Origin of the sequence: Streptomyces scopuliridis (assembly GCF_042790125.1) — a bacterium.
Lineage (GTDB): Bacteria > Actinomycetota > Actinomycetes > Streptomycetales > Streptomycetaceae > Streptomyces > Streptomyces scopuliridis_A.
The window spans coordinates 137,116-152,841 of record NZ_JBHTZS010000006.1 but is presented as its reverse complement, the minus strand read 5'-3'; the positions used below and the strand labels follow the sequence as shown (position 1 = coordinate 152,841).

General features: G+C 71.1%; 14 protein-coding genes. 9 read left to right on the top strand and 5 right to left on the bottom strand.

The features are described 5' to 3' along the window. The first annotated feature begins 5 nt into the window (after positions 1-5). The 4 genes from ACFRKB_RS11890 to ACFRKB_RS11875 all read left to right on the top strand — a co-directional run bounded on the left by ACFRKB_RS11890 (position 6) and on the right by ACFRKB_RS11875 (position 5,347). Positions 6-1,646 (top strand): DUF4192 family protein, encoded by a 1,641-nt coding sequence (locus ACFRKB_RS11890; RefSeq protein ID WP_383105388.1) that lies wholly within the window; start codon positions 6-8, stop codon positions 1,644-1,646. A gap of 57 nt (positions 1,647-1,703) precedes the next feature. Next, the gene (locus ACFRKB_RS11885) at positions 1,704-2,294 is read left to right on the top strand and encodes a DUF6349 family protein (protein WP_383105386.1); all 591 of its coding nucleotides are present in this window, start codon (positions 1,704-1,706) and stop codon (positions 2,292-2,294) included. A 1,194-nt stretch (positions 2,295-3,488) separates the two neighbouring features. Next, on the top strand, positions 3,489-4,424 hold the full coding sequence (locus ACFRKB_RS11880) for a nitroreductase/quinone reductase family protein (RefSeq protein WP_383105384.1): 936 nt from the start codon (positions 3,489-3,491) through the stop codon (positions 4,422-4,424). 98 nt (positions 4,425-4,522) lie between these two features. Then, complete coding sequence (locus ACFRKB_RS11875) at positions 4,523-5,347, top strand: SAM-dependent methyltransferase (RefSeq protein ID WP_383105383.1); 825 nt, start codon at positions 4,523-4,525, stop codon at positions 5,345-5,347. Positions 5,348-5,578: 231 nt separating this feature from the next. Here the strand turns inward: ACFRKB_RS11875 and ACFRKB_RS11870 are convergent, their stop codons facing one another. Further along, complete coding sequence (locus ACFRKB_RS11870; RefSeq protein WP_383105381.1) at positions 5,579-6,769, bottom strand: macro domain-containing protein; 1,191 nt, start codon at positions 6,767-6,769, stop codon at positions 5,579-5,581. 195 nt (positions 6,770-6,964) lie between these two features. On the opposite strand from ACFRKB_RS11870, the gene ACFRKB_RS11865 reads away from it, so the two are divergent. Next, a complete protein-coding gene (locus tag ACFRKB_RS11865) occupies positions 6,965-7,789 on the top strand; it encodes an ATP-grasp domain-containing protein (protein ID WP_383105379.1) in 825 nt (274 codons plus the stop codon). A 61-nt stretch (positions 7,790-7,850) separates the two neighbouring features. Here ACFRKB_RS11865 and ACFRKB_RS11860 read toward each other — a convergent pair whose 3' ends face one another. From ACFRKB_RS11860 to ACFRKB_RS11850, 3 genes are all read right to left on the bottom strand, one after another. Then, positions 7,851-9,482: a GAF domain-containing sensor histidine kinase gene (locus ACFRKB_RS11860; RefSeq protein WP_383105378.1), complete on the bottom strand. Its 1,632-nt coding sequence runs from the start codon at positions 9,480-9,482 to the stop codon at positions 7,851-7,853. Between the two features lie 37 nt (positions 9,483-9,519). Further along, entirely contained in the window at positions 9,520-10,563 is a 1,044-nt protein-coding gene (locus ACFRKB_RS11855) for a rod shape-determining protein (protein WP_383105377.1), read from the bottom strand. Positions 10,564-10,749: 186 nt separating this feature from the next. After that, the gene (locus ACFRKB_RS11850) at positions 10,750-11,310 is read right to left on the bottom strand and encodes a hypothetical protein (RefSeq protein WP_383105376.1); all 561 of its coding nucleotides are present in this window, start codon (positions 11,308-11,310) and stop codon (positions 10,750-10,752) included. Between the two features lie 68 nt (positions 11,311-11,378). Here ACFRKB_RS11850 and ACFRKB_RS11845 point away from each other — a divergent pair, with 68 nt between their 5' ends. Beyond that, the gene (locus ACFRKB_RS11845) at positions 11,379-12,311 is read left to right on the top strand and encodes an SCO2400 family protein (protein WP_463291731.1); all 933 of its coding nucleotides are present in this window, start codon (positions 11,379-11,381) and stop codon (positions 12,309-12,311) included. A 63-nt stretch (positions 12,312-12,374) separates the two neighbouring features. Here ACFRKB_RS11845 and ACFRKB_RS11840 read toward each other — a convergent pair whose 3' ends face one another. Next, entirely contained in the window at positions 12,375-12,809 is a 435-nt protein-coding gene (locus ACFRKB_RS11840) for a MarR family winged helix-turn-helix transcriptional regulator (RefSeq protein ID WP_383105372.1), read from the bottom strand. Positions 12,810-12,949: 140 nt separating this feature from the next. On the opposite strand from ACFRKB_RS11840, the gene ACFRKB_RS11835 reads away from it, so the two are divergent. From ACFRKB_RS11835 to ACFRKB_RS11825, 3 genes are all read left to right on the top strand, one after another. Further along, positions 12,950-13,978 carry an NADP-dependent oxidoreductase gene (locus tag ACFRKB_RS11835; RefSeq protein WP_383105370.1) on the top strand — a complete coding sequence of 343 codons (1,029 nt, stop codon included), beginning with the start codon at positions 12,950-12,952 and terminating at the stop codon, positions 13,976-13,978. Positions 13,979-14,043: 65 nt separating this feature from the next. Continuing rightward, the gene (locus ACFRKB_RS11830; RefSeq protein WP_383105368.1) at positions 14,044-14,472 is read left to right on the top strand and encodes an organic hydroperoxide resistance protein; all 429 of its coding nucleotides are present in this window, start codon (positions 14,044-14,046) and stop codon (positions 14,470-14,472) included. A gap of 256 nt (positions 14,473-14,728) precedes the next feature. Next, the gene (locus tag ACFRKB_RS11825) at positions 14,729-15,685 is read left to right on the top strand and encodes an RICIN domain-containing protein (RefSeq protein ID WP_463291730.1); all 957 of its coding nucleotides are present in this window, start codon (positions 14,729-14,731) and stop codon (positions 15,683-15,685) included. Positions 15,686-15,726 lie beyond the last annotated feature (41 nt).

Here is a 15,726-nt window from a genome sequence, read left to right as displayed (position 1 = left end):
CAGACATGAACACGCCCGACAACACCATCCAGGTCACCAATCTGGCCAACCTGGCCCAGATGCTGCCGTACCTCCTTGGCCACTACCCGGACGACAGCATCGCCCTCCACGCTCCCGGCGCGAACTTCCATGACGGGCCGCGCATGACGTGCCCCCTGCCCGAGGACCCCGCCGAGTGGCAGGCCACGGCCGAGACCGCCGCCCGCCAGTTCGTGGCCTACGCCCACGACCAGGGGCACAACCCCGACCAGGGCATCGTCATCTACCTCTGCCGTGAACCGAGCCCCGGCCAGACTCCCTGGGACACCGCCGCGCTCCTTGCCCCCGTCGCCGACTGGCTCACGACCGAACTCACAGAGCACCGCGCCACCGTTCTCCAGACGATCGGCCTCGTCTCGAACCGGTGGTGGTGCTACGAGTGCCACATCGAAGGCTGCTGCGAAGGCGAACCGCTCCCGTCAGCCGACGACCCCGCCAGCGTCACCGCGCAGATGGCCCGACTTGGCCGTACCCCCGGCCCCCGTACCCGCGACATCGTCAAGGAATTCCGGGCCACGGCCGACCCCGACTTCCTCAAGGACCTCCACACCGCCGCGCGCCGCTTCAACACGCGCTGCGCAACCAAGGCCGGACGCAACGCGACGCTCGCGACAACGTGCACCCAGATCGACGCCGCCATGAATCAGTTCCGCGAAGGTGCGACCGCCCTCACCCGCGCCCTGACCACACAGCTCATCGCCGGCCTGCAAGACGACGTTGCCGTAGAGGCCGGCATGGCGCACACGGACGACAACGACCTTCCTCACGCCCGACGCCTCTGGTCCTACCTCGCCCGGAACTGCGCCGAACCATTCACAAAGGAGGCCGCCCCCATCCTGACGCTGTACGCCTTCGTCGCCTGGCGCCAAGGCGACCTCATCGCGGCCCGCCTCGCCCTGCGCGACGCCATCACCACCGACCCCGACTACGAACTGGCCGTCGGCATACACCTCGCCACGATCGACGGCGAAGACCCCCGAGAATACCTCACCGCCGTCCGCGAGGGCCAAGCCGAGTGCGAGGCGCACCTCCAGCACGCTGTCCAGGTTGCCAGTGAGTACATCCCCACCGACACTAACGCGGCGCGCTACTGCGAAGCCCTCGACTCAGTCACCATCAGCAACATCCCCCAGACCTTCACCGACGAACAGTTGATGCTCGCCCGCCACAGCACCGTCGACATCATCAATGGAGCCCTGGCCGACATCCGCAACGGACGTCCTCTCGTGGACGAAGTCGCCGCCCGCATCATCCTCGGCCTTCAAGACCGGGAAGCCCGTGACGCCGCGCTCTCCAGCGGCGAGGAGAGCAACCTCCCCTACGAACGTCAGCTCTGGGGCGACCTCGCCCGGCGCTGCGTACCGCCGCACACTGGCAAGGCCGCGGCGCTCCTCACCCTCCTCGGCTGGGTCGCATGGCGACAAGACGACACCGTCACCGCCGCCCACGCCTTGTCGGATGCCGTCGACATCGACCCCCACTACGGGCTCGCCACGACCCTCCTCGACGGCATCCGCAGCGAGGCCGACCCGGCCCCGCTACTGAAGATACTCCGCGAGGTCGCAGCGCAATTCGCAGCCAGCCGCGCGGATCTCGACACCCTCTGACCGCCACGGTGGCCCCGGCAACCTCGCCGGGGCCACCCCAGCCCGGAGACCACCCCCATGACCACCCCCGCTGACGAACCCCGCGGTGCCGTCGCCCGTCACACCGCCTACCTGCCCCAGTTCTGGGACAAGACCACGAACTCCCGGCCGAACTGGCGCATCGACCGGGGGCACCCCGGCTTCGCCCACCGCACCCCGCCCGAGCCCACTGCCGACCACCGGCCGACAGTCCTCATCCGCTCCTGGGCTCAGTCGGCTCCAGACGGTTCCGGCGAGACCTGGCCCTATCTCCACAGAGGCGCCTGCCTCGGCTGCACCTGGGAAGGCCCCGACCGACGTCGTACGGACGAAGCCGTCGAAGACGCCCACGACCACACCCACCCCGGCTGGCGCGACCTGCCTGCGATACCCGAACGCCGAGGTCGCCACTGGCTCACGCACATCCAACGCCTCTACCCGGACAGCTGGTTCGACCGGGGCGGCCCCATCCGCACCGTTCGTACCGGCATCGAGAAGCAGCACAAACCCGGCGCGGCGCCCGGCGGCGGCTACGACCTCGCCGTCCAGCTGCCCAAGAAGACCGCCCCCGTGGTAGCGGTTGCCGACGTACTGCCGCTCCCCGACCTCGGCGGCACGAAGGCAGCGTGAACGCGGCGACTCGCGCTACGCTGAGGAATGGCGGCTGACCTGCAAGAAGCCGTTCCGCTCCACCCCCGGGTACAGGGGGCGAGAGCCCGCTACGCCGGTAAGGCACTCCGCTGCGCCGGAGTTCAACTCCCCTCCCACTCGCAGACCTTGACCTGCGCAGACGACTGAACGCGCCGAGCCTGCGGTGTGTGAGGACGGGCACGAGCGGCCCCGCAGTGGACATGCAGTGGACGGAAGGACCCGTAAGGATCAGGAAGCTGGCGGAGGAACGCGGAGACCATCAGTGCTCTGACCTGCGATTATGGGACGATCAAGGCAAGATCCGGGAGCGATTGGAAGATCCCATAAGGACTCATAATCCGTCGGCCGTGGGTTCGAGTCCCACCCGCCCCACCGGAACATCTGTCTGATGAATCGTTCCCACCTGGCATCCGAGCGCCCCACGTGGCCTAGACCACATGGGGCGCTCAGTCGTTTACAGCGTCGTGCGTGAGCGGTGCGTGAGCGGTTGTGCCGGACGGCCGTGCACGGCGGGCGCGGGTGACGACGGCTTCGGCATTCCTCGCTACCTCCTTGTCGGCCTGGGCGGAAGACGGGTGTACGTGTCGGACGCTAGCTGAATAGTTCCGTGCCGCGGCGTTTCCTTGATCACATGGAGGTCACCTCCACCCGCATGGATCAAGGTTGCAGCCACATGGCGCAGATCCCGGAGGCCGATCGGCGGAGGACCGCCGCGCGGACGAGCCGCCGGAAGGCGTCTGACGCCTTCTCAGGGTGCGGCCGGGGATCCGTCCTCCTGTACGAATACGGCGCCCTCGGTTGACGCGTTGACAGATCCCGGACCCGGTGACTGTAATGGTCCGCGTGTCGCGTGGTACCGGCCGAAGAGCAGTGGGCGGGCCGGTCGCCATGGAGGCACCTTCACCGAGGGACGATGCCATGAGTTCTTACTCAGCACTCCGCGCCTGACGCATCCGACGCAGCGCCTCCGCGCGTCGTCCCTTGTCCTTCGCGGTGCCGGGCACCGTCGTACGACATCGATGTTCTTCTCCGGACGAGGGTCCGCGCGCGGTCATCGCGCGCTGTGCGCCGTATCGCGCGCACATCACGGTCATTCACCATCACCGCGTTCACCGCTTCACCGCGTTCACCGTGGTCGCGGGACCTCACACTTCTCTGGAGAGACGACACCGTATGCCCGCATCCTTCAACCAGGCGATCATCGACGAGTTCCGGGCCAACGGCGGGAAGGTCGGCGGCCCCTTCGAGGGCGGCGACCTCCTGCTGCTCACCACCACCGGCGCCAAGTCGGGGGCGGAGCACACCGTTCCGCTCGGCTATGTCCGCGACGGCGAGCTGCTGCTGATCGTCGGATCCGCGGGGGGCGCGCCGCGTCATCCCGCCTGGTATCACAATCTGCTCGCCCATCCCCAGGTACGGGTGGAGATCGGCACCGAGACGCTCGAACTGATCGCCGTCCCCGCCGAGGGGGAGCGGCGCGACCGGCTGTTCGAGCGGGTCGTGAGCGTGGCGCCCGGATATGCCGACTACCGGGCCGCCACCACCAGGACGCTGCCCGTCGTGGTACTTGAGCCCTCGGGGGCCGAGGCGGCGGAGGGGCCCGGCGAGATCGGCAGTTTCGCTGACAAGCTGGTGCAGATCCATGGCTGGCTGCGCGCCCAGCTGCGCCACATACGGGCCGAGACCGAGGCCCACTTCGCCGCGCGAGCGGCCCACGGCGGCTCCGGCGAACCGCCGGCGCCGGGGATCGGTCTTCAGCTCAGGCAGCACTGTCTGGCCTTCTGCCAGTTCCTGACGTTCCATCACACCAGCGAGGACGCCTATACCTTCCCCGCGCTGGCGGACCGTCACCCGCGGCTGCGCGACGCCCTCGACCGGCTCGGCGAGGAGCACCGTACGCTCGCGCGCGTCAAGGACGCCCTGCTCGCGCTGCTCGCCGACATCACCACCGCCGACCCCGAACGCTTCCGCGCGGAGCTGGCCCGGCTGTCGGAGGAACTGGTGGCGCATCTCGACTACGAGGAGGAGTCGCTCCTCCCCGCCCTGAGCGAGATCCCGTGGCCGCCGGGACCGCCGGAGCGCGAACCGGCCGGGGGCGCGGCGAGCTGACGGATGGTCGGGGGAGCGTTCCCCTTCCGCGCCCGCTCGCTTAGGTTGGAGGCTCGGCCGATGATGTGAGTCCCCGACCGCCCCAAGGAGGCGCTTCCGTGTCCGATCGTCAGTCTGGTACGGAGTCCGCCGATGCGATCCGGGCGCGGATCGACACCAGCACACCGCACTCCGCGCGGTTCTGGAACTATTTCGTCGGCGGAAAAGACAATTACGAGGTCGACCGGGAGGTCGGGGAGCAGATCAAGCAGATCTTCCCCGGCCTCGTCGATGTGGCCCTGACGAGCCGCCACTTCCTGGGGCGGGCGGTCCGGGAGCTGGCGGTGGAGCGGGGGGTCCGTCAGTTCCTGGACATCGGCACCGGTCTGCCGACCGCCGACAACACGCATGAGGTCGCCCAGCGCGTGGCCCCGGACGCGCGGATCGTCTATGTCGACAACGATCCCCTGGTGCTGGCCCACGCCCGTGCCCTGCTCACCAGCACCCCCGAGGGCCGTACCGACTATCTCGACGCGGATCTGTTCGACCCCGAGTCGATCCTCAAGGCCGCCGCCGGGACGCTGGACCTCTCCCGGCCTGTCGCGCTGATGATTCTCAACACGCTCGGCCATGTCGCCGACTACGACCAGGCCCGGGCGCTGGTGTCCCGTCTCATGGCGGGCCTGCCGTCCGGCAGTTATCTGGTGATCAGCGACAGCACCGCCACCAGCGAGGGCATGATCGCGGCGTCGGAGGCGTACAACGCCAGCGGGGCGGTCCCGTACTACGTGCGCGCTGTCGAGGAGATCGCGGGCTTCTTCGAGGGGCTGGAACCGGTGGAGCCCGGCATCGTCCAGGTCACGCGGTGGCGTCCGGAGGCGGACGGCGCGGACGGCACCGAGACCGCGGTCGACGCGTACGGCGGCATGGGCCGCAAGCCGTAGGTCCTGACCCGGCCCGCGGCTGTCGAAGGGGCCGGGAACGGGCCGCTCAGAGGGCCCGCGGTGGTCCCCCGGCGGGCTCGCGGCGGACTCCTGTCGCACCCCCGTGCCATCGTCCGCCGCACGCCGAGGCGTCTCTGAGCGGCCTTGGTGTCCAGTCCACCAGACGGGCTGGGCACCAACAGGGCGCGAACGGGGCGGATCACGGCAGCGGGTGGCCGCGCCCCCCACCGCTCACGTCGCCGGACCTCCCGTGTCCACGCGTCCCTCCACGCTCCCGTCCACGCGTCCGCCCGCGTACTCCGTCAGCATGCGGACCACGAGACCGGCCGGGGCCAGCCCCCGTACGACCAGATGGATGTCCCAGCCCGCACCGCGCGCCAGCTCCGCGTCGACCGCCGCCCACACCGCGCGGACGCTCTCCTCGTACGGCAGCCCGCCCCGGCCGGAGCCGAGCAGTGGGAAGCACACCGAACGCAGCGGGGGATCGAACCGTTCGTGCTCCTCCGCGAGCAGTTCCAGGGCGTGGGCCACCGCGCGGGTCACATCGGCGGGCAGTACGTCGTAGTCGTTGGTCCCGGCCCGGGGCACGGCTACGGCCGCGTGATAGACCCGGCGTACGCCCTGGCCGGCGAGGGCGCCCGAGCCGGTGACGGCCACCGTGCCGGGCAGCACCGGGCGGCCCGAGGTGCCCCGGGCGGCGGCCCAGTCGCGCAGCTCCTCGTGGATCGGATCGCCGAGCAGCTCGCCCGTCAGCCCGCGCAGCGCGCCGGCCCGGCGCAGGGAGGCCGCCACGGAGGACTTGTACGCCTCGGGCAGCGCCAGATACGTGTTGACCGGCGACACCACCACATCCACGTCCCGCAGCAGATCCACCGGATGGACATGGAGCGTGACCGGCACGGTCCTGCCGTGCGCCGGGACGGTGAGAAGCCGGTGGGTACGGGCGCTCACCGCCGGATCGGCCGGATCATCCTGAGCCGTGTCGCCGGCCGCCGGATGCCGCTCGGCGAGGGCCGCCCGCGCCAGTCTGCCGACCTGCTCGGCGACCTGGTCGAGCACCACCGCCTCCTGCTCCTTGCGGAACCGCTCGATGCTCACCCCGTACAGCTCGGCCGCGCGCCGTCTGCGGTCGGCGCCCGGCCAGTCACGGGTGCCCGGTGTCAGACCCAGGGTGTATTCGGCGGCTTCCTGGAGGGTGCCGCCGCCGAGCCGTGACACCGCCAGCCGCAGCAGCCACTCCACCGACTGCGACTGGGACTGGGCGGGGACCGCGGCCGGGCGGGCGTCCGCGGGGGCGAGCGCGAAGGCGATCCGGGCCAGCGACGGCACCTCCAGCCTGCGAAGCCGTACGATCCCGCCGCGCCGAACTGTCTTTATCTCCTCAAGGATCGAGGCATGGTCCGGGACAGGCATGAGCGGCATGGCCGCAACGATCGCACCGGGCGGCCCGCGCCCACAAGCGGCACACCGGCGAAGAGCCCGCGGGCGCCGGGAGGACGGCGCGAACGGGACACTCGTATGATGCCCCCCTCGCGGGCACCGCACAGGTGTATGGGCGGCCCCGGACCGATACCGACCGGCATCCGACCCGGATCCGACCAGCCAGGGAGTCCCCCCGTGCCCGCCACCACGCCCCGCGTCCTCTATGTCACCGACCTCGGCTACGAGGCCAGGGGACGCAGATACTGCGACGAGGACATACAGCTGTCGGCCCGGCTGCGGCGGGACTTCGCCGTGGCGCTGAGTCATCCTCTCGACGCCGCGCGGCTGATGGGGTCCTTCGACGCGGTCATGGTGCGCAACAGCGGGCCCGTACTGCACTACCAGGAGGAGTACGACGCCTTCCGCGACCGGGCGCGGGCCGCCGGGGTCCGGGTCTACAACCCGCTGACCGGACGGGCCGACATGGCGGGCAAGCAGTATCTGGTGGAGCTGAGCGCGGCCGGGTATCCGGTCATCCCGACCGTGGACCGCGCCGAGGACCTCGGCCGGCTCCCGCGCGCCGGCACGTATGTCGTCAAGCCGAAGGCGGGCGCGGACTCGATCGGCATGGAGTTCGTCGACGCGGACCGGCTCGCGGAGGTCTCCTTCGGCGAAGTGCTGGTGCAGCCGCGGATACCGTTCCGCTACGAGGTCTCGTTCTACTTCATCGACCGCGACTTCCAGTACGCCCTGTACGCGCCCGACCCCGAGCGGCGGTGGGAGCTCGTGCCGTACGAGGCCGGGCCCGCGGAGCTGGCGTTCGCGCGGCGGTTCATCGAGTGGAACGCGCTGGAGCACGGGATCCAGCGGGTGGACGCCTGCCGCGCCCCGGACGGGGAGCTGCTGCTCGTCGAGCTGGAGGACCTCAATCCGTATCTCTCCCTGGAGTCGGTGGCCGACGCGACCCGTGAGGCGTTCGCCGCGCGGCTGACGGCCTCCCTGCGGGAGTCGCTGCGCTGAAGCACCGCCGCGGGGGCGAGCGGTGAGAGGACCGGGTGGGGAGCCTTCGTCAGGAAAGGGCTCAGCGGGGTGCCTCCCAGGTCATGGTCGTGCCCCGGCCGCCGTCCTCGCGCAGCCCGTCGTCCGTGACGACCAGCCGTACCCCGGTCCGCCCGTCGGCGAGGCGCGCCATGGCGTCGACCTCCACCCCGATCGCCGTCACTCCCTCGCGCCGGTGCGCGGCGGCGAGCGCGCCGCGCAGTTCGGCCAGCAGACTCCGGCCCTCCGGTTCGCCCACGAGCGTGTCCACCGGTCCGGAGAAGCGCACGGACGGCCGGAACCCCAGCACGACCGCCGCGCCGCCCGTCTCGCGCAGCACCATCCCGCGCACGCTCGTCGGGCCGGCGGCCGGAGGCTGCTGGAGCGTGAAGATCGTGGTCCTGACCTCCTGGATCGTGGAGTCCAGCTCGTCCACGGCCCGGCCGAGCAGCTCGTCAAGTCCTGCCGAGTCCGCCCGCCGCCGGGTCGACTCCAGCATCATCTCGGTCGCGAAGAGCCGCTGGACGACCAGATCGTGCAGATCGCGGGCGATCCGGTCGCGGTCCTCGAAGACGGCCAGCTGCTCCCGGGCGTGCTGGGAGTCCGCGAGCACCAGCGCGAGCGCGGCCTGCGAGGCGAACTGGGTGGCCAGCAGCCGGTCCACCGCGCGGTACGGGCGGCCACCGCGCCGGCGCGGCAGCGCGAGGGTGCCGATCAGCTTGCCGCCGCTCTGGAGCGGCAGCATCATGCTCGGCCCGAAGCGCGACCGTACATGCGTGGTCATCCGGGGATCGGTCGACGAGTCCTCGATGAACACCGGCTCTCCGCCGAAGAGTTGGACGAGTACGGGGGAGCCGGGTTCGATGGTGGTGCCGACGATGCCGGCGGGGTCACCGACCGTGGACGCGGCGACGATCTCCATCCCGCCGTCCTCGGTCGGCTGGAGCACCACACCCGCGTACGCGTCGGCGAGCACCCGGGCCGACTCGGCCACCGTCATCAGCGCGTCGGAGGCGTTCTCGCCGGTCAGCAGCGCGGTGGTGACGGCCGCCGCCCCTTCGATCCAGCGCTCGCGCTGCCGGGCCGTCCCGTACAGCCGGGCGTTGCCGATCGCGAGCGCCGCCTGGGAGGCCAGCACGCGCAGGAGGCTCTGGTCCTGCTCGGTGAAGGAACCGGTCCGCTTCTCCGTCAGATAGAGATTGCCGAGGACCGTGGTGTCCAGCTGGAGCGGTACGCCGAGGAAGGTGTGCATCTCGGGGTGGCCGGGGGGCACCCCGGCGGACCGGGGGTCGGCCGTCAGATCGTCCAGCCGCAGCGGCCTCGGGTCCTCGATCAGGAGCCCGAGAAGGCCGGTGTGTCCATCGGGGAGCCGGCCGATCCGCTGCCGGTCGGCAGCGCTCATCCCCGCTGTGAACAGCTCCGTGATGCCGCCGCGCTCGGGGTCCAGGACACCGAGCGCGCCGTACCGCGCGCCGATGAGTTCGGCGGCGGTGTCGACGATGTGCTGGAGCGTGGCGCGCAGTTCGAGGTCGGTGCCGATGCCGAGCACCGCTTCGAGCAGCGTGGGCAGCCGGGGCGTCGTCGCGTCGGCGTCACGGTCGTCGCGGCTCTCACCGTTGCCACGGATCGCACGGTCACCGTGGCCCTCGCCGTTGTTGTCGCCCTCTTCGTCCATGGCCCGGTCGTACCGTCGTACCGGTCCCGCCGTGCTCTCAGTGGGCGTCGGCCAGCGGGTTCAGGACCATCGGCTGGATCTTGCCCTCCAGCATCGCGCCGAGCCCGAGCACGGCGCAGATGTCGGGGCGCTCCGCGATCGCGACCGGCATGCCCGTCGTGTCACGCAGCATCTGGTCGAGCCCCGGCAGCAGCGCGCTGCCGCCGACCATCATGATCCCCCGGTCCCCGAGATCGGCGACCAGATCGGGCGGGCAGTCGCGCAGCACCTTGCTGATGCCGTCGAGGACGGCGGTCAGCGGGGTGTAGATGGCCTCCCGTACGGCGGCGGTGTCCACCATCACCGAACGGGCCACTCCGGTTGCCACGTCCCGGCCGTGGATCTCGGTCTTGGTGGGGCCGTCCTCGGTGAGGCCGTTGTTGCTGAGAGCCAGCTGCAACGGGCGTACGGACTGGCTGGGCAGCATCAGCTCGTGCTGGTGGCGCAGGTGCTGGATCACCGCGTGGTCGATGGCGTTGCCGCCGACCGGGATCCGTACGGCCGTGACGATCGAGCCGAGCGACAACACCGCGACCTGCGTGGCCGCCGCGCCGCACACCATGATCATGGTGGCGGTGGGCTGCTCCACGGGCAGTCCGCAGCCGACGGCGGCGGCGATCAGCGTGTCCACCAGCTCCACCCGGCGCGCGCCGAGCCCGACCAGGGTCTCGACGGCGGCGCGCTGGGCGAGCGGATCGCTGTCATGGGGGGTGGAGGCGGCGGCGCGCAGCCAGGGCTTGCGCCGCAGCTGACGGCGGAGCTTGTCGCCCAGCAGATGCCGCAGCATGCGCTGCGCCATCTCGATGTCGACGACGGTGCCGCCCGTGATGGGACGGACGACGCGGATGTAGTCGGGGGTCCGGCCGGTCATCTGCTCGGCGAGGGCGCCGACGGCGATGAGCGCGCCGGTACGGGTGTTGACGGCGGCCGCGCTCGGCTCATCGACCACGAGCCCGGCCCCCTTCACAAAGACCCGGGTCCGGGCGGCCCCCAGGTCGACGGCGATATGGCAACGTCGCAACTGCTCAAGACTGACGGTCACGGCAGGTTCTCCCGAGAGCGCTGAGGTGGTTCACCGGCGGCCGCCGGGCCCTGTTCGCATCGTGCGGCGCCGGAGCACGTCCCGCGCGCTGGGGTACGCCAGACGGGCGTTCGGATTTGACGGCGTGCCAGGAGACATGACGGGCCGTCCGCGTGACGGGCGTCCGCCGGATCGTAGGGCCGACGGTCAGTCGGACCAGCGTTGCAGCAGTCCCCAGGTGAACTCCGCGACGCGGGCGCGCCCGTCCGGCGGGGTGAAGGCCAGCCGCATTCTGGTCGGGGCGGTGCCCTCCATCGGCCGGGCGGGCGGGAAGGCCCGCGCGACCTCGTCCACCGTGCAGCACCACGGGCGCAGATCACCGGCGGTACGCAGCTCGGGGCCCGCCGATCCCGGGGCGCGGACCAGCCATTCGTTCCAGACGGCCCCGCCGGGCGCGACCATCACCTCGAAGCGCAGATCGGGCCAGAGCGGGACGGGCCACAGCAGGGCGTCGCACTCCAGATCGCCGATCGCACGCCGGGAGGTGCGCTCCGGCTCGCCGAGTACGGAGCGGTAGCGCGACAGCGAGCCGCGCGCCCGGGGCGAGCGCACCATCGCCTGCCAGCGGCGGTTGGCCTCCCGCATGCCGGCCAGGGAGACGCCCAGCTCGCGCCGGGCCTCATCGACCAGCTCCGGCTGGTGATCGGCCATCCGGCGCAGCAGGACGAGCTGGAAGTCGAGCGGCCCGAACGGCCCGGTGGACGTCATATCGCCATCCTCCCCCGTCCCGGCGGGGCATTCCCCAACCGGGCAGACACGAGCAGACGTGGGCAGACATGCCATGTACTCGCCACTTCACACAGGATCCTCACAACCTCGCCATGCCAGCCGTACCGCCGGCGCATAATCTGCGGGGCGCCATGGACTACTGCCCACAGTGTCGTCGGCACCTCAACGGCGCACTGATCTGCGCAGGATGCGGGACCCCCGCCGAGGAGCTGCGGCAGCATCAGCCTGTCCACCCCGGGTCGCACCACAGCCGCTACCCGGGCGGGGACAACAGGGACAACGAAGGTCACGGAGAGTACGAGGCCGCGCCCGTGAGTGACTACGGGCTCGTCAGTCACGACCGCCCGGACGACACCGCGCCGCCCCGTAACTCCTCGCGCCGCAAGGGCTCTTCCCGTAGAGCCGGGCGCGGCAGCGGGGCGCGGGACCAGGCTCCGCGCCGCACCGGACCGCGCCGGGCGCGCAGCAGGCGGGGCCGCAGGTTTCTGATCGCCACGCTCGGTGTGATCCTCGCCGCCGGTGCGCTGTCCCTGGCAGAGCTGGCCAGGGAGTCGACGGGCAACGACAACGCCACGTCCGTGAAGGAGGAGACGCCGGTCGACTTCGACGGCGGCCCGCAGGACACGGAACGCCCCGCCGCCCCCGACGATCCCGGCGTGTCCGCGACGCCGGTACCGGGCTCGGGAACCGGTACGGGCGGGGAGGTGAGCCCCGACGGCAGCAGCGGTCCGGGCACGTCGGAGAAGGCCGAGGAGTCGCCGTCGGCCTCCGCCACGCCCGAGACCGGGGAGACGGCCACGGACGGGCCGGAATCGCCGGGCGCCGACGACCCGGGGTCCGTTACGAGCGGGCCCGCCGAGCCGACGGACGAGCCCACGTCGGGCCGCCCGACCTCGGCGGCCCCGCCCCCGCCACCACCGCCCGCGCCTTCTCCCACGCCGTCCGAGACCTGCACCTGGTGGATCTTCGTCTGCATCTGACGGCTGTCGGGCGCCGGCGCGGGGTGCGCTTCCACCTCGGAGCGCTCGGGGTGCGCTTCCGTCTCAGAGCGCGCTCTCGCCCAGCATCCGCTTGAGCAGATCGCGCAGCGTCTTGCGCTCTTCCTCGGACAGCGCGGCGAGCGGCTCGCGCGCGAAGTCCAGCGAGTCGCGCAGCCGGGTCGCGGTGGCTCTTCCCTCCTCCGTGGGGGCGGCGAGCTTCACCCGGCGGTCGGCCGGATCGGGCCGGCGCTCCACCAGGCCGCGCGCTTCGAGCCGGTCCACGATGCCGGTGACATTGGACGGCTCGCACTTCAGCTTCCGCGCGATCCCGCGCATCGGCAGCGGCTCCAGGGACAGCAGCCCCAGGACGCGCGCCTGTGCGCCGGTGAGTGAGTGCCGGGCCGCGGCCTGCTCGTACTCCTCGTAGTAGCGGGCCACGATGGTGCCGATGAGTTCGACGACCTCAAGGGTGAGCGGGTCTCTTCGCGAAGTGGCCATGAACACCAGGGTACCCCGTTACTTGACAGCATGAAATATTCAGGAGCATTGTTGTTTCAGGTGGTGAAGCTTTTTCGAGGGCTCCCTGACCTGGTACCCATGGCTCACCGTCGCAGAACTGTCTGAGGAGGCTCCGCACCATGACCGCACTTCCCGAGTCCGGCCGCGCCTGGTTTCTCGTCGCCCGTCCCCACGGCTGGCCCGAGCCGGGCGATGTCGCCCTGCGCGACGTCCCCGTGACCGAGCCGGGCGAGGGCCGGATCCTGGTCCGCAATCTCCACTTCTCGGTCGACCCGTACATGCGGGGCCGGATGAATGACGTGAAGTCGTACGTACCCCCGTTCCAGCTCGACAAGCCGATGGACGGCGCCGCGATCGGCGAGGTCATCGCCTCCCGCGCCGAGGGGTTCGCCGTAGGCGACCACGTGGCACACCGGCTCGGCTGGCGGGAGTACGCCGAACTCCCGGCCGAGCACGGCACCAAGGTCGACGCCTCGCTCGCCCCGCTCTCCGCGTACCTCGGTGTGCTGGGCGCGACCGGACTCACCGCCTACGCGGGCCTGTTCGAGACCGCCTCCTTCAAGGAGGGCGACGCCGTCTTCGTCTCCGGCGCGGCCGGAGCCGTCGGCAGCCAGGCCGGCCAGCTGGCCAGGATCAAGGGCGCCTCGCGGGTGATCGGTTCGGCGGGCTCCGACGAGAAGGTCAAGCTGCTCACCGAGGAGTACGGCTTCGACGCGGCCTTCAACTACAAGAAGGGCCCCGTCAGGGACCAGCTCAAGGCGGCGGCGCCCGACGGCATCGACGTCTACTTCGACAATGTCGGCGGCGACCACCTCGAAGCCGCGATCTCCTCGCTCAACACCTATGGCCGCGTCACGCTGTGCGGCGCGATCGCGCAGTACAACGCCACCGACCCGACGCCGGGCCCGAGCAATCTGGCCCTGGCCATCGGGAAGCGGCTGCGTCTCCAGGGCATGATCGTGACCGACCACTTCGGTCTGCGGCCGCAGTTCGTCAAGGACGTCGCCGGCTGGCTCGCCTCCGGTGAGCTGAAGTACCACGAGACCTCGGTCGAAGGCATCGAGAACGGCTTCGACGCGTTCCTCGGCGTACTGCGCGGTGAGAACACCGGAAAGATGATCGTCACGCTCAACAGCGGGACACACTAAGCTCGTCGCAGGCCGCCGCGGTCCGTGGGCGCGAGTCGCGGCGTACAACAGGAGGATCGCACCGCATGACCATCCAGAAGATCGATGTCCTCTACACCGCCGTCGCCACCGCGGAGAACGGCCGTGACGGCCGTGTCTCCAGTGACGACGGCCAGCTCGACGTCATCGTCAACCCGCCCACGTCGATGGGTGGCAGCGGCGCCGGCACCAACCCGGAGCAGCTGTTCGCGGCCGGGTACAGCGCCTGCTTCCAGGGGGCGCTCGGTGTGGTCGCCCGAAAGGAGAAGGCCGACATCTCCGGCTCGACGGTGACCGCCAAGGTCGGCTTCGGCAAGCTTGAGACCGGCGGTTTCGGTCTTGAGGTCGAGCTGGTGGCCTCCATCCCGAACGTGGACGAGGCGACCGCCAAGGATCTGCTGGAGAAGGCGCACCAGGTGTGCCCGTACTCCAACGCCACGCGCGGAAACATCAAGGTCGAGCTCTCCGTCGCCTGACGGACCGCCTGTCCGCTGAGGGCCGTACCCCTGACCCGGGGTGCGGCCCTCGGTCGTGCCCCCCCCTCGCGCGGTGTCCCTCCCCCGCCGTGACCCCTCGCGCCGTGACCCCTCGCGCCGTGTCCGTTTCCGGCCGTTGACGCAGAAGCGCTTCGACTCTAGCTTCCCGTTCGAGGTCGTGACCGTGGTTCGGCATTCCGAACGACTCCGCCTCCCGCGCGCGCCACCCCCCTCGCACGCCGTAAGGAGAATCCGCGTGAGCCGCACCTCTCGCAGAACCACGCTCCTCCTGGCCCTGTCGCTCGCGGTCCTCGCCGCCTTCACCGCGTTCGTCCCCCCGCCCGCGGGGGCCGTCGGCAGCCGTCCGTACGCCGGTCCCCTGATCCAGTACCACGACGGCGACTACTACCTGGTCACGACGTCCTGGTCGTCGGAGCTGACCATGCGCAAGTCGCCCACGCCGGACGGGCTTTCGACCGCGCCGGGTGTGCGGGTCTGGACGGACTCCGCCTCGTCGCGCTGCTGCTACATGGGGGCTCCCCGGATCCGCTTCCGGGACGGCCACTGGTATCTGTACTACGTCGCGGGCCAGGGCATCGAGGACTACCACCCCACCCAGCGCGAGCACGTACTGAAGAGCGCCGGCGCCGACCCCATGGGCCCGTACACCTACCACGGTCAACTCGGCGACGGCCGGCTGCCGGACACCGCCCCGCCGGCGCCGACCGGCGGCCCTTCCCTGCTGGGCGCCGCACGCGCCGGGGCCTCCGGGGAGCGGGCGACCGCCCCCACGGCGTACACACTCGTGAACCGGAGCAGCGGCAAGTGCCTGGAAGTGGAAGGCGGTTCGCGCGCCGACGGGGCGAATGTCTCCCAGTGGGCCTGTCATGGCGGCGCCCGTCAGCGCTGGCGCGTCGAGGATCTCGGCGATGACACCAGCCGGCTGGTCAACGCCGCCAGCGGGAAGGCGCTGGACACGGCGGCCTGTTCCGTCGCGGACGGGGCCGATCTGCGCCAGTGGTCCTGGCTCGGGACCAGCTGCCAGGCCTTCCGTCTCGTCGTCGCCGACCAGGGCGGCTGGATACGGCTCGTCGGGGCGCGCAGCGGCAAGGTCGCGGATGTCGCCGGCTGTTCGACGGCGGACGGGGCCGACGTACGGCAGTGGCCCTGGCTGGGCAGCGACTGCCAGCAGTGGCGGCTGAATCCGGTCTGACCACGTCCCGGCCGACCACGCGGCAGGGGCCGTCCCCGCAC